Annotated in this window: 9 protein-coding genes; all 9 read right to left on the bottom strand. The window is 73.5% G+C overall.

All coding sequences use genetic code 11. The annotated features are described in order from the left end of the window. Positions 1 to 41: 41 nt before the first annotated feature. The gene (locus CUT83_RS11955; RefSeq protein ID WP_093850090.1) at positions 42 to 794 is read right to left on the bottom strand and encodes an ABC transporter permease; all 753 of its coding nucleotides are present in this window, start codon (positions 792 to 794) and stop codon (positions 42 to 44) included. After that, positions 791 to 1,597: an ABC transporter permease gene (locus CUT83_RS11950; protein WP_093850091.1), complete on the bottom strand. Its 807-nt coding sequence runs from the start codon at positions 1,595 to 1,597 to the stop codon at positions 791 to 793. The genes CUT83_RS11955 and CUT83_RS11950 overlap by 4 nt, the downstream gene beginning before the upstream one ends. After that, on the bottom strand, positions 1,594 to 2,550 hold the full coding sequence (locus CUT83_RS11945) for an ATP-binding cassette domain-containing protein (protein ID WP_093850092.1): 957 nt from the start codon (positions 2,548 to 2,550) through the stop codon (positions 1,594 to 1,596). The genes CUT83_RS11950 and CUT83_RS11945 overlap by 4 nt, the downstream gene beginning before the upstream one ends. 52 nt (positions 2,551 to 2,602) lie before the next feature. Beyond that, positions 2,603 to 2,992 (bottom strand): nuclear transport factor 2 family protein, encoded by a 390-nt coding sequence (locus CUT83_RS11940; RefSeq protein ID WP_093850093.1) that lies wholly within the window; start codon positions 2,990 to 2,992, stop codon positions 2,603 to 2,605. Between the two features lie 104 nt (positions 2,993 to 3,096). After that, positions 3,097 to 3,954, bottom strand: coding sequence for a thioesterase II family protein (locus CUT83_RS11935; RefSeq protein WP_093850094.1), 858 nt, complete (start codon positions 3,952 to 3,954; stop codon positions 3,097 to 3,099). Beyond that, a complete protein-coding gene (locus CUT83_RS11930; protein WP_093850095.1) occupies positions 3,945 to 5,045 on the bottom strand; it encodes a Gfo/Idh/MocA family oxidoreductase in 1,101 nt (366 codons plus the stop codon). The genes CUT83_RS11935 and CUT83_RS11930 overlap by 10 nt, the downstream gene beginning before the upstream one ends. Beyond that, positions 5,042 to 6,157 (bottom strand): saccharopine dehydrogenase NADP-binding domain-containing protein, encoded by a 1,116-nt coding sequence (locus tag CUT83_RS11925; protein ID WP_143688537.1) that lies wholly within the window; start codon positions 6,155 to 6,157, stop codon positions 5,042 to 5,044. Before CUT83_RS11925 ends, CUT83_RS11930 begins: the two co-directional genes overlap by 4 nt. Next, positions 6,154 to 11,727 carry a non-ribosomal peptide synthetase gene (locus CUT83_RS11920; RefSeq protein ID WP_240957834.1) on the bottom strand — a complete coding sequence of 1,858 codons (5,574 nt, stop codon included), beginning with the start codon at positions 11,725 to 11,727 and terminating at the stop codon, positions 6,154 to 6,156. Before CUT83_RS11920 ends, CUT83_RS11925 begins: the two co-directional genes overlap by 4 nt. Then, positions 11,724 to 13,720 (bottom strand): amino acid adenylation domain-containing protein (locus CUT83_RS11915; protein ID WP_143688536.1); only part of this gene is annotated, 1,997 nt, incomplete at its 5' end. The genes CUT83_RS11915 and CUT83_RS11920, both read right to left, overlap by 4 nt.

Raw genomic sequence — 13,720 nt, 5'->3', positions numbered from 1 at the left:
CGGGCCGGCGCCCGGGGGAGCGGCGGGGGCGGCCCGCGCCGTCATCTCCTGCCGAGCCGTACCGCCAGCGGCACCAGCACGGCGGTGGCCGCGACGACCCAGGCCAGCGTCTGCAGCACGGGCACCAGCACCGGTCCGCCCGAGGACAGTCCCATCAGCGCGCCGTGGGCGCACGACAGCGGGTTCGCGCGCACCACCGGCTGCACGAACCCGGGGAACGCCTCGGCCGGCACCAGCGTCGTCGACAGCAGCAGCAGCAGTGTGACCGGGGCGTTCAGCAGCCCCGAGGCCGTCTCCCGGCTGCCGGCCGACAGAGCGGTCACCACCGCGAGCCACAGGAAGATCGAGGCGAACGCCAGCACCACGAGCAGGAAGCCCACCGCGGCCACCGCGCCGCGTTCGAAACGGAAACCGAGCAGAAAGCCCACCAGTACCGTGACCGCCGTCACCAGGACGAACTTGACCAGATCGCCGGTGACACGGCCCAGCAGCCCCGCGGAGCGCCCGATGGGCAGAGTGCGCAGCCGGTCCTGGAAGCCGCCGCGCAGGTCGCCGTAGAACCCGACCGCCGTCCCGGTGCAGCTGTACGCCACGCTGAACAGGGCGATCCCCGGGGTCAGCCGGGCGATGTAGGGCTCGTCCCCGGCGCCGCCGACCACCTCCTGGAACATCACGTACAGCGCCACCAGCAGGATCAGGGGGAACGCCAGCGCATCGCCCAGCAGTTGCGGGCTGCGCAGGAACCGCCTGATGTTGCGCCCGGCGAGCACCGACGCTTCGAACACGACCGTCATCGCGCCCTCCCGAACGCCTTGGTGGCCGCCCACACGCCGACGGCCAGCAGACCGGCGATCCAGGCCAGGGCCGGCCACACCTCCCCGGCCGACGGCGAGGCGGACGCCAGTGATCGAAGGGCGTCGATGACCGAGGAGACCGGTGACGCCCTGACGGCGGGCTCCAGCCAGTCCGGGAAGGCCGAGGCGGGCACGAAGGCCGTCGACAGCAGGATCAGGACCAGATACGGCAGGTTCAGCGTCGCCGAGGCCGCCTCGGGACCCGCCGAGACCAGGCCGACGGCCGTGGTGGCCGCCGTCAGGGTCAGGGCGAACGCGACGGCCAGTGCTACGAAGCCGGCGACCGCGAGGACCGGGCCCTGGAAGCGGAAGCCCGCCAGATGGCCCGCCGCGCCGATGACCACGACGGCCACCAGCACCCAGACGACGTCCGAGACCAGCCGCCCCGCGACGAACGCGCCCCGGTTGACGGGCATCCACCGGCACCGGGACAGCATCCCCGATTCCCGGTCGGAGGCCGTGGCCACCCCCGAGGTGTTGGCGACGGTGAACATCCACTGGACGACGATCGCGGGGGTGAGGAACTGGGCGTAGTCCAGCCCCCGCTCCTCGAAGACCCTGCCGAAGAGCATCAGGAAGCCGAAGACGAAGACCAGCGGGAAGACCGCGTAGACCACCACCGACTGCGCGTTCGCGCCGCGCCGCAGGTTCCGTGCGGCCAGCACCAGGCCCTGTGCGGCGAGGTTGCCGGCGCCGTGTTCGGTCGACGCCCCGGCACGGGGGCGTTCCTTCGTCGTCGTCATGTACGGCTTTCCTCCGCAGGGCCGGGGACGGCCCCGGGGTCGGTGAGGGCGAAGAACACCTCGTTCAGACTCGGCTTGCGGAGGGTGACGTTCTCCGGGTCCACGCCCTCGCGCTCCAGGAGGCCGAGCACCTGCGTCACCACCGAGGTGCGAGGCGCCGGTACCACCAGGGTGCCGTTCTGCCCCGACACCTCCTCCAGGGACCTCCGCAGCGCCGCCGCGGCCTCCTCGTGCCGTTCCGGAGCCACCTTCACCTCGCAGACCCGGCCGCCGACCCGGTCCTTGAGCTCGCCGGGTGTGCCCTCGGCCGTGACCCGCCCCGATCCGAGCACCACCACCCGGTCCGCCAGCCGGTCGGCCTCCTCCAGGTACTGGGTGGTCAGCAGTGTCGTGGTGCCTCCCTGCCGGAGTTCCTCCACGACGCTCCACACCTCCTCGCGGCTGCGGGGGTCGAGTCCGGTGGTGGGCTCGTCGAGGAAGAGCACGGGGCGGTCGACGACGAGGCCGGCCGCCAGGTCCAGCCGCCTGCGCATGCCGCCGGAGTACTCCCTGACCGGCCGGCCGCCGGCGTCCGACAGGCGGAACCGCTCCAGGAGCTCGTCGGCCCGCCGGGCGGCGTTCCGGGAGCCGAGCCGCAGCAGGCGCCCGAAGAGGACCAGGTTCTCCCGCCCGGTCAGCACCTCGTCCAGCGCGGCGAACTGGCCGGTGAGCGCGATGGAACGGCGCACCTCCTCCGGCTCGGCCACCACGTCGTGCCCCGCCACCCGCGCGTGCCCGCCGTCGGGACGCAGCAGGGTGGTCAGGCAGTCGATGGCGGTGGTCTTCCCCGCACCGTTGTGCCCCAGCAGACCGAGCAGGGTGCCCGGGGCCACCGAGAACGTCACATCCTCCAGCGCGGTCTTCTCCCCGTAGCGTTTGCGGAGTCCCTCGACCTCGATTCCGGCCCCAGGCAATCGTCTTCCTCCCGCCCGTCGGTCATTTCCCTCGCGAGTCCGCCGGCCTTTCTCACCCCTCCTGCTGGGAGGCGGGGGTCTGCTGATGGAACATCAGCTTCCAGCCTTCCTCCCGGCGTACCCAGACGCTGGACATGTACAACCTGAAGGTGCCCCTTCCGGTGACGTCGGCGGTGGCCCGGTAGGTGACGACGGCGGAGTCCGGCGACAGCGGGACGAGGCGGCGGTCGTCCAGCCTGAAGTTCTCGAACGGTGACTCGTTGCCGTCGATCTCGGCCACCAGGTCGTCGCCCGTGGCCACTCCGTCGTGCTCGACCACGAGGGTTTCCGGGGTGACGAGTCGCCGGTAGAAGTCGCCGTTCGCGGAGGAGATGGCCTCCCAGCCCGCTTCCTCCAGGGCGAAGAGTTCCTTCTCCATGGTGTTTCGGTCGATTTCGGTCATTTTTGGCTTGTTCCTTTCTTCTTCGCTTCTGTCCCGCTTCTTTTCATTGTTCCCCCCCGGCCCCTCGCCGTCCCCACCGACTCGCGGCGGCCACGGCGCCGTTCTCAGGGGGTGGACGGCCACTCCAGACCCGCCGGGGCTCCGCGGCCCAGGTCCGCCAGTACGGCTCCCAGCACCGCCACAGGGCGCTCCAGCAGGTAGAAGTGGCCTCCGGGGAAGACGTGCAGACGGAACGGGCCCGACGAGCGGGACCGCCACGCCTGTGCCTCCTCGGGAGTCACCTCGGGGTCACTGTCCCCGGTCAGCGCGGTGAGCGGGGTGCGCAGCCGGCGGCCCTCCGGCGGCCGGTAGGTCTCGATCAGCCGGTAGTCCGCCCGCAGCGACGGCAGGACGAGACTCCGCAGCGCCGGGTCCGAGAACAGCGCCTCGTCCGTGCCGCCCAGTCGCCTCAGATCCGCCAGCAGGGCTTCGTCCCCTCCCTCGTGCACCGACACGGGGTCACGGGTCCCCGGGGCGGGGCGACCGGAAACGAACAGCCGCAGCAACGGCCTTCCGGTGTGCTCCTCCAGCCGTGCGGCGACCTCCGCCGCGACCGCGGCCCCCATGCTGTGCCCCAGCAGCACCAGACCGTCCCCGGAGACGGGGGCCAGGGCCGCGGCGAGGGGACCCGCCAACTCCTCCATCCGGGTCGCGCACGGCTCCCCGGTGCGGTCGTGGCGTCCGGGGTACTGCACCGCCAGCAGCTCGACGCCGCCGGGGAGCAGCGGCGCGAAGGGCCGGAAGGAGCCCGCGGCGCCCCCCGCGTGGGGGAAGCAGACCAGCCTGATCCGCTGTCCGGAACCGGAACCGGAACCGGACCGGGAGCCGGAACCCTGTCCGTCCAGCGGGCGCAGCCAGCGCCGCCGCTCCTCCTCGCCCCGGTCGGGGCCGGTGACGATCCGCGTCGTCCGGTTCAGGCGCATCGCGGCACCTCCGGTTCCCCGGCCAGTTCCCCGGCGCCGATCGGCCTCACGGCCGCCCCGTCGGTCAGTTCCGGCGGGCCCAGCCGCACGGCGGCGTCCCGCCAGGCGTGCGAGACGGCGAGTTGGGCGTGCCCCTCGGCCAGCGGATGGCGCCCCTCGCGCACGGCCTCGTGCAGTTCCGTCAGCGCGCGCAGCGCGGCGTCCGGCCACAGTCTCCCCACGACCTCCCGGTAGCTGGGGGCCGCGGCATCGCCCAGCGGGGTGGTCGCGGCATGGTCGAGATGGTCGGCCGCCGCCTCCTCCAGCCGCGTCAGCGACCGCTCCCCGGACGGGAAGTGGGGGCGCGGGCTCCACAGCAGCGGCCCGTGGGTGTCGGACAACGTCAGACTGCCGCCGTCCGTACCGAGCGTGATCCGGTGCAGCAGATGGGCGTGGTTGTCCGGATCCGACGGGTTCAGCTGGTTCTGCACGCGCAGGGTCAGCGGTACGTCGCGCACCGTCCCGGTCAGGGTGTGGAACACCGGGGTGGGCCGCGCGTCGTCGAAGGACCACGGCCGCAGTCCGCCCAGGGCCAGCCGCAGGATGTCGAACAGGTGGTAGAAGACCTGGAGTCCGCAGGCCGCGTCGGCGTAGAGCACCGGCCGGCGGGCGGCGAGCCTGCGGGCCGCGGCGATGAACCTCCGCACCGGCTCGACCCGCACGTAGTGGGTACTGACCCGGAAGACCACCCCCGCCCGGCGCGCCACACGCAGCGACTGCGCCAACTCGTCGTGGTGCAGCGGCCCCTCCTGCAGGACGTGGACGCCCCGCTCCATCAACTGCCGGGCCAGCTCGCTCCCGGGCCCGCCGTTCACTCCGGCGTACACCGCGACCACGGCGATGTCGGTGTCGGCCGGCAACTGCCCGGGATCGGTGTACAGGGGCACGCCCGCGCGTTCGGCGCAGGCCCGCGACCGCTCGCTGCCGCGGGCGAGGACACCGGTCAGCCGCAGGTCCCCGGCTCCCCGCGGCGCGTCCGGGCCGCCGGCCTCCAGCGCACGCAGGTAGACCCGGCCGAACCCGGTCCCGCAGACCACCACGTTCGCCGTCACAGCACTCCCTCCTCCACCGGCGGGGCGTCCTCTTCCTCTTCCTCCGCCGACGGGGTGTCCTCGATGATCCGCGGGCGGCCGATCCCCGGCATGGCGGCCAGCCGGTCCAAAGCCGTACGGGCGTCGACGGCCTCGTCCGCCGGAAGCGGACCGGGCGTCACCTCCCCGGCCAGCACACACCGGACGACGAACGCGGTGAACGCGGCGGTGAGCGCGTAGCTGTCGTCGGCCCGCAGCACCAGGGTCCGGCGGTGGGGGCGGCCGTCGCGCTCCCCCTCCAGCCGGAAGACCATGAGCTGGTACGGCGTGCGGCCGAACAGGTCCAGTTCCGCGGCGCGGACCAGCCGCCCGGCCGCCTCCCGCAGGTCTCCGTCCGAGGGGGAGGACAGCGCGCGCAGCGCGTGCCCGCCGTCGAAGACGTTGTACCAGTGGGCCTCGGCCAGCCCCAGGTCCCGGGCCAGCCGCTCCGTCTCGGCGCTGAGGAACGGGTACGCCGTGACGGGCCCGGGGAAGAAGGGCAGCTCCGCGTCGGTGAGCGGGGCCAGGGCGCCGGGCACCCGGCGCCCGCCGGACCACGCGCCGAGGGAGCGCCCGCCGCCGTCCCGGGCGCCGGCCACGTAGTCCTGTGCCGATGCCCAGGTGAAGCGGTCCCGGCCGCCGACGTACGCGACCAGCCGCTTCGGCCGGTCGAGGCCGGTGGCCAGCGCGCGGGGCAGCAGTGCCGAGAGACCGGGCACCATCCCCGCGCCCAGCACCGCGCACAGCCCTCCGTCCGGTTCCCCGAACTCCTCGGACTCCGGCGCGTCGAGCAGTTCCTCGCCCGACGCGCCCACGTAGTGCGCGCCCCCGGCCAGCGCGGCGCGCAGCACCCGGGGCGCCGTGCGCCGGGCGGGCCCCGTGCAGTCCACGACCACGTCGCACCTCCTGGCGAACCGTTCCAGACCGTGCGGGTCGTCCACGTCGACCACCACCCGCTCATGACCGGGCGACCGCTCCAGCCGCGCCCGGTCGCGGCCGCCCAGCAGCACCCGGGCGCCACTGTCCACCAGCAGAGGGGCGAGATGTCCTCCGACGGCACCACCGGAGCCGAGCAGACCGAGCACGGCGGTCACCGGCCGCCTCCCCGGTGCAGCCGGTCCAGCTCGCGCGCGACACGGCCGACGTGCGGCGGGCGCATACAGGAGAAGTGGTCGCCGGGCACGTCGACGATCTCGAGCTCACCCAGGCACAGTTCCCCCCAGAACTCCGTCATGTCCGCACGCAGCCAGGGCAGGAAGCCGGTCGCCTCGTCCTCGCGCAGCAGGACGACATCGCCCGCGTACGGCATGGCCCGGTGCCGGGTGACCGCCGTCATGCTCGTGCGGTACAGGGAGTAGACCGCCTCCAGGTCCATCGGGAATCCGTCGCCCCCGCTCTCGCCGCCCCCGCTCTCGCCGTCGCCGCGTGCCGCGCGGCCGATCGCGGCGAGCCGCTCCCGCTGCGGCACCTTCCGCAGCGCGGCGAACCTGCGTGCCGCCTCCTCCACCACGAGGCCCCCGGTCAGGGAGTCCGGGGATCCGGAGGGCACCCGGCCGGGCGTGCGCTCCAGCACCGCCCGGAAGACGTGCGCGGTCGCGGCGTCGTCGGGATAGCCGAGCTCCTCGGTGTCGGCGTTCAGCAGCCGCGCGAAGACGTACTCCAGCACCAGTTCGTCCTCAATGGTGTGGGGCAGTGCGTAACTGCTCACGATGGTCAGGTTCTCCACCAGCGCCCCCGACTCGGCCAGCTGCCGGGCGACCTCCGTGGCCAGCAGCCCGCCCATGCAGTAGCCGACGACCTGGAAGCGGGTGTGCCCGGTCTCCAGCAGGCAGCGCGTGTAGTGGGCCGCACGCCGCACGATGAGGTCCTCGGGATCCTCCCGCGCGTACGGCTCGTGCGCGGGGACGGCGAGCCCCACCAGCGGGCCCGGTCCGTCCAGCAGCGGTATCAGCGGCCGGTAGGCGGCCAGCGTGCCCATCCCGTCGTGGACCAGCACGCGCATCGCCGCGTCCCCGGCTCCCTCCGGTCCCTCCGCGCCGGACCCGGAGGGACCGGCGCCGCCGAGCGGGACCAGCGGCGAGTCGGCCGGGCCGTCCCCGCCGGCGCCTTCGGTGTGCTCGCGGGAGTCGCGCAGGAACTCCGCCAGGGCGGCCACCGTCGGACGGCTCAGCACGGCGCGCAGCACCGTGTCGTACAGCAGCCCGGCCGCCTCGGGGATCTCCTCGCGGACACGCCCCGCCAGCCGCGCCACCAGCAGCGAGTCCCCGCCCAGCCGGTAGAAGTCGTCGTCGCGCCCCACCCGGGGCAGCCGCAGCAGGTCGGCCCACACGGCGGCGACGCGCCGCTCCAGGTCGTCCAGGTGCTCCGCTCCGCCGGGCAGTTCGGTGCCGTCGGGGGCGCGGTGCCGTTGTGCCCAGCCGCGCAGCACCGCGGTGTCGGTCTTGCCGTTGGCGGTCAGCGGCAGGTCGTCGAGGAGTTCGAGCCGTGCGGGCAGCATGTACTCCGGGACGCGCCGGGCGGCGTGCTCCAGCACGTCCTCGGGGCGCACGGGGATCCGGTCCGCCTTGAAACGGGCCGCGAAGACGCGCTGCCCCAGCGGTGCCGTCACGCCGTCGGCGTGCGGCAGTTCCAGGACGGTGTCCGCGCCGGCCTCCCGGAGCAGGCGCCGCCACTGCCCGGAGTCGAGGAAGGTCTGGTCCCGCCCCCGGCGCAGGTCCTCGTAGTCCCACTTGGCCGGATCCCTGTCGGGCATCATGAACTCCATCGAGGTCATGATCTGCACGTTCTCCCGCGTGGTCTCGATGAAGACCAGCCACCCCCCGGGAGCCAGCAGTTCGCGCAGCCGCGCCAGGACGGTGCCCACATGCCGGGCGTTGTGCAGGACGTTGGCGCACAGCACCACGTCCTGCGAGTTCGGGAGCCGGCCCTGCTCCCGCGCGTCGCCGTTGATGTCGAACAGGCCGTAGTCGACACGGTCGCCGAAACGTCGCCGGGCCTCGCCCAGGAAGAACTGCGACACGTCGGTGAAGAGGTAGCGCACATCGGTGTCGGCGATCTCCGGGACGAGCACGGTGCTGGTCCCGCCGACGCCCGCGCCCACCTCCAGCAGCCGCAGTGGCCCCTCGTGCGACGCGGCCAGCTCGCGGACCAGCCCGACGACGGCGTGGTTGACGTAGCGGCTGAGGACGTTGTCGCGGTAGGCGGCGTAGGAGAGGTCCAGCCCTCCCTCGGGGAAGAGCAGCGGCAGCGGATCGATCTCGTCGCGCAGCAGTTCGGGCAGTCGCTCGGCGCAGGTGCGGAAGTAGCCGATGAGGTCGGCCTTGTACCACTCCTCGCGCTGGAGCGCGTCCACCTCGCGCCACGCCGCGTCCAGGTCCTCCCCGCCGACGGGCCCGGCCGCCGCGTAGGCGTCGCCGTGGCGGGTGAGCAGGCCCTCCTCGGTGAGGGACTTCAGCCAGCGGCGCACCAGCCGGTGGTGGCAGGGCGCCGCCGCCGTCGCCTCCAGCACCTCGGGCACGGTGTGGCGGTCGCCGGGCGACCGGAACAGGCCCTGCCGGTTGAAGGCGTGCAGCATGGCCAGCAGGCCGGCCCGGTCCAGCCGCCGCATGAACTCCGCCAGCTCGGCGGGGTCGACGTCCCGGACCGCGGCGTCCCCGCGGGCCGAGGCCGCCGCCAGGAACCGCTCGGTGCCGCGGTCCGGTACCGGCCGCGCCCCGGTGGCCAGCCGGGCGTACGCCAGCAGGCGGCGCTCCAGCGGCCCGTCGCCGTCGACCAGCGCGTGGGCCGACACCACGGCCGGGTGGGAGGAGAGGGCCGCCTCGGTCTCGGCCAGCTCGATCCGGTGACCCCGGATCTTGACCTGGCGGTCCTGCCGGCCGAGGAACTCGATGACGCCGTCATCGCCGTACACCCCCCTGTCCCCGGTGCGGTACAGCCGCTCACCGGTGCGGGGGTGGTGCACGAACCGCTCGGCGGTCCTCTCCGCGTCGCCCAGGTATCCCAGGGCGAGGCCGGCCCCGCCGATGTACAGCTCGCCGGGCACGTGCTCCGGGCAGGGCCGCAGCCACGGGTCCAGGACGTGGAAGGTCTGGTTGGCCAGCGGCTTGCCGTACGGGATGCTGCGCCAGGCCGGATCCACCTCGCCGACGGGGTGGGCGATGGACCACACGGCCGCCTCGGTCGCGCCGCCGAGACTCACCGGCCGCAGGCCGGGCAGGCGGCGGCGGACCCGGTCGGGCAGGGTCACGGGGATCCAGTCGCCGCTGAGCAGGGCCAGCCGCAGTGCGTCCAGACCGGCGACGGGCTCGACGGCGAGGTAGTCCTCCAGCAACTGGAGCTGGGCGGGGACGGAGTTCCACACGGTCACCCGGTGCTCGGCGAGCAGCTGCGCCCAGTGCGAGGGGTCGGCGCGCCGCTCCGGGTCGGGCAGCACGAGGGTGCCGCCGGCGCCCAGCACGCCGAACACGTCGTACACCGACAGGTCGAAGCCCATGCCCGCCAGGCCGAGCACACGGTCCTCCGCGGTGACGTCGAACCGCCGGTTGACGTCCCGCAGCGTGTTGAGGGCCGCCCGGTGCGAGACCATCACCCCCTTGGGCGCACCGGTCGATCCGGAGGTGTAGACGACGTACGCCAGGTCGTCCGGGCCGGCGGGCGGGGCCCCGGCGCCTTCGCCGTCCCGTCCGCGGACGTCGAGTGTGTCCACCGCGACGGCGTGCCGACCGCAGTCGTCCACCGGCAGGGACCACGACTGGACCAGCACGTGGCGGACCGCGGCGTCGTCGAGGATCCGGTCGCGGCGCAGCCGCGGCTGGGAGGCGTCGAGCGGCAGGTAGGCGCAGCCGGCCAGCAGGGTTCCCAGGGCCCCGGCCACCTGTTCCCAGCCCTTGTCCATGACCAGGCCGACCACCTCCCCGGGCGTGCACCCGGCCTCCCGCAGCCGTGCGGCCACCGCCTCCGCCCGGTCGAGCAGTTCGCCGTAACTCAGGGTCCGCCCGCGGGAGACGACCGCCGGCCGGTCGGGGTACGCCCGCGCGGCGGCCACCAGGTCGTCGTGGAGCAGCGCGTCCGGCAGGGGGGCCGCGGTGTCGTTCGCCGCGTCCCGGCGCCGCTGCTGATCCTGCGGCAGCGGGACCGGGGAGGGCTCCTCCCAGACGGCCGCGTCGTCGCCCAGCCGGCGCAGCAGTGCCACCAGCGCGTCGAACATCTCCTCCGCCACGCCCGGGAGCAGGACCCCCTCGCGCACGTCCCAGCGCAGGTCCAGGCAGCCGTCCGACTCCACCGCCTGCGCGTCGATCCACACCTGCGGCGTCTGGCTGATCCCGTGGACGGGGCGCTCGGCCGGGTCGTCCTGCGCGGCGGCCTCCCCGGAGCCGCCGGCGTCCCCGGCGGCCCCGAGGGTACTGGTGAAGACCACGGGCAGCAGCGCCGCGGCGGATCCGCGCCGCCGCGCCAGCTCCCGCATCACCTCCACCCCGCTGTGGAGCCGGTGGTCCATGTCCTCCCACATCCGCTGCTGCAGCGCGCGGGCGCGCTCCCCGAACGGCGAGAGGGGGGCGGTGTCCACCGCCAGCGGGCTGACGGTGGTGAAGTCGCCGACGAGCCGGTCCACCTGCGGGTGCAGCGGCTCCCGGTTGAGCAGGGTGAGGTTGAGGCAGAACCGCGGCTTCGCGCTCCACCGGCCGATCACCTCGGCGAGCGCGGCCAGTACCGTCGCGGACGGTGTGAGGTTCCACCGGGCGGAGGCCCGGCGGACCGCCTGCCACTGCTCCGGGGAGAGGGCCGAGGACAGCCGGTGAAAGCGCCCGGGCAGGTACTCGGCCCCCTCGCGCACGGGGAGTTCCGGGGCGGTGGGCAGCTCGTCCAGCCGGCGTGTCCAGTACTGGCGGTCACGCTCGTAGGCGGGGCTCTCCCGGCGGCGCGCGGCCGCGCTCAGGTAGTCGCGGAAGGTGATGTCGAGCGGGGGCGGCGTCAGGCCGTCGTAGAGCATCCGCAGCTCGCGCATCAGCGTCCGCACGCTGAGGTAGTCCGCGATCAGGAAGTCGACCGACACGTGCAGCACCGCGCAGGCGTCGGTCAGGGTCACGCGCAGCGCGAACAGCGGCCACCGCTCGGGGTCGTGGACGCTGTGGTCCATCGCGGCACGCACCTCGGCCCTGGCCCTGTGGGCTTCCGCGGGGGAGGCGCCGCGTACGTCCGTCACCTCGATCCGGTAGTCGGGCACCTCCGGGAGGACCCGTTGGTGGCCGTCCAGGGAGATCACCGCGCGCAGCATGTCGTGCCGCTCGACGAGCCGGTTCCAGGCCGACTCCAGCCGTGCGGGGTCGAGTTCGGCGTACTCCATCTCCGCGTAGACCTGGCAGCCCACCCCTCCGTAGGCGAAGGCCTCGCGCCGGCCCAGCAGGTACGCGGACTGCACGTCGGTGAGGGGGAACGGGTCGTACCGGTGCTCAAGATCGCGGACGACCGGCGGCGACTCCGCCCGCAGGCACGCCAGGACGGCCTCCTTGCGGGCGGCCAGCGCCTCGCGCCACTCGTCGGTGAGAACGCCGCGGGGGGCCCTGAACCTCAGCCGTCCCCCGTCCTCCCACAACTGGACTCCGCGTTCGCGCAGATCCGCCACCAGGGTCTCCGGTGTACGGGCAGTGTCTGCTGACAGGGTCACAGGGAGCCCTCCTCGAAGCTGTCGATCAGTGCGGCGGTCTCGGCGACGGTCGGAGCCGAGAAGAGTTGCCGGAGAGTGACCTCGACGCCGTGGCGCTCACGCAGCGCCTGGGCCATGCGGGTGGCGATGAGGCTGTCGCCGCCGAGGGAGAAGAAGTTGTCGTCCCGGTGGATGCCGGAGACGTTCAGCAGTTCCTCCCACACGGCCGCCACGGCCTCCTCGGCGGGACCCCGCGGCGGCTGCGAACCGCCGCCGGACCGCTCCTCGGAGAACAGGTCGGCCACCGTCCGCCGGTCGATCTTGCCGTTGGGGGTCAGCGGCATGGCGTCCAGGACGAGGCAGACCTGCGGGATGGCGTAGGAGGGCAGCCTCTGGGCGAGGAAGTCCTCCAGGTCCTCGAGCACTGAGTCGTCCCCGGCCGCCTCCGGGTCCGGGGTGACGGCGGCTGCGAGTTGGTGGGTGTGGGGGGTTTTGAGGGCGGTGGCGGTGGTGATGTGGGGGTGTTGGGTGAGGGCGGTTTCGATTTCGCCGAGTTCGATGCGGTGGCCGTTGATCTTGATTTGGTGGTCGGTGCGGCCGAGGAATTCGAGGGTGCCGTCGGGCCAGTAGCGTCCGAGGTCTCCGGTGCGGTACCAGCGGGTGTGGTGGGTGTGGGGGAATTTGCGGTCGGTGGTGTGGGGGTCGTTGTGGTAGCCGAGGGCGAGGCTGTGGCCGCCGATCCACAGTTCGCCGGGGACCCAGTCGGGGGCGTCGTGTCCGTGGTGGTTGACGACGCGGTAGTGCTGGTTGCGCAGGGGGCGGCCGTAGGGGATGGAGGTCCAGTGCGGGGGGATGGTGGTGATGTGGTGGTGGTTGGACCAGATGCCGGCTTCGGTGGCGCCGCCGAGGGCGATGAGGGTGCAGTGGGGGAGGTGGTGGGTGAGGCGGGGGTGGAGGTCGAGGGGGACCCAGTCGCCGGAGACGAGGGCGAGGCGGAGGGTGGGGGGTAGGGGGTGGTCGTCGGTGGTGGTGGTCAGGAGCATGTCCAGCAGGGCTGGGACGGTGTTCCAGATGGTGGGGTGGTGGGTGTGGGCGAGGTGGTGCCAGTGGTCGGGGTCGGTGCGGTGGTCGTGGTGGGGGAGGATGAGGGTGCCGCCGGCGGTGAGCAGGCCGAAGGTGTCGTAGACGGAGAGGTCGAAGTCCAGGGCGGACAGGGCCAGGACGCGGTCGTCGGCGGTGACGTGGCAGCGGTCGTTGAGGTCGGTGATGGTGTTCATGGCGGCGCGGTGGGAGACGGCCACGCCCTTGGGTTCGCCGGTGGATCCCGATGTGAAGATCACATAGGCCAGGGTGTCGGGGTCCTGGGGCAGGGGTGCGTCCAGCGGGGCGGAGGCGGCGCAGTCGGCCAGGGGCACCGTCGCCGGTTCTCCGGGCTGTTCGTCCGCGGTCTCTCCCGTCAGCACGGTGCGTACTCCGGCGCGTTGGTAGATCCGTTTGCGGCGTTCGGGTGGCTGGTCGACGCCGACGGGGACGTAGGCGGCTCCGGCGGCCAGGATGCCGAGGACGGCGGCGATCTGGTCGGGTCCCTTGGGGAGGGTGACGGCGATCGGTTCGCCCGGGGTGGTGCCGCGGTCCAGCAGGGTTGTGGCGATGCGCAGGGCCTGGTCGGCGAGGTCGTGGTAGGTGGTGTGGCCGTCGGGGGTGAGCAGGGCGGTGCGGTGGGGGGTGCGGGCGGCGTGGGTGAAGAAGCCGTCGTGCAGGAGGGTGTCGGGCAGGGGGCCGGTGGTGTCGTTGGCGGTGGCGCGGACGAGGCGCTGCTCGGGTGGGAGCAGTGGGGGCAGGGGGGTGTTCCAGTCGTGGTCGCCGAGGTGGTCGAGCAGGCGGGTGTAGGTGGTGAACATGGCGTCCAGGACGCCGGGCGGGAAGAGTTCCTCGACCGCGTCCCACACCAGCAGCAGGCCGCCGTCCTGCTCGATCACCTGGTGGTCCAGCCACACCTGCGGCGTCTGCGACA

Origin of the sequence: Streptomyces barkulensis (genome assembly GCF_002843305.1) — a bacterium.
Lineage (GTDB): Bacteria > Actinomycetota > Actinomycetes > Streptomycetales > Streptomycetaceae > Streptomyces > Streptomyces barkulensis.
The sequence above is the reverse complement of the archived record's forward strand: the minus strand, read 5'-3'. Positions and strand labels throughout refer to the sequence as shown.

Excerpts from the sequence above, each read along its gene's own strand:
- CUT83_RS11935 (WP_093850094.1), bottom strand. The coding sequence starts at position 3,954 with ATGCGCCTGAACCGGACGACGCGGATCGTCACCGGCCCCGACCGGGGC.
- CUT83_RS11940 (WP_093850093.1), bottom strand. The coding sequence starts at position 2,992 with ATGACCGAAATCGACCGAAACACCATGGAGAAGGAACTCTTCGCCCTG.
- CUT83_RS11950 (WP_093850091.1), bottom strand. The coding sequence starts at position 1,597 with ATGACGACGACGAAGGAACGCCCCCGTGCCGGGGCGTCGACCGAACAC.
- CUT83_RS11955 (WP_093850090.1), bottom strand. The coding sequence starts at position 794 with ATGACGGTCGTGTTCGAAGCGTCGGTGCTCGCCGGGCGCAACATCAGG.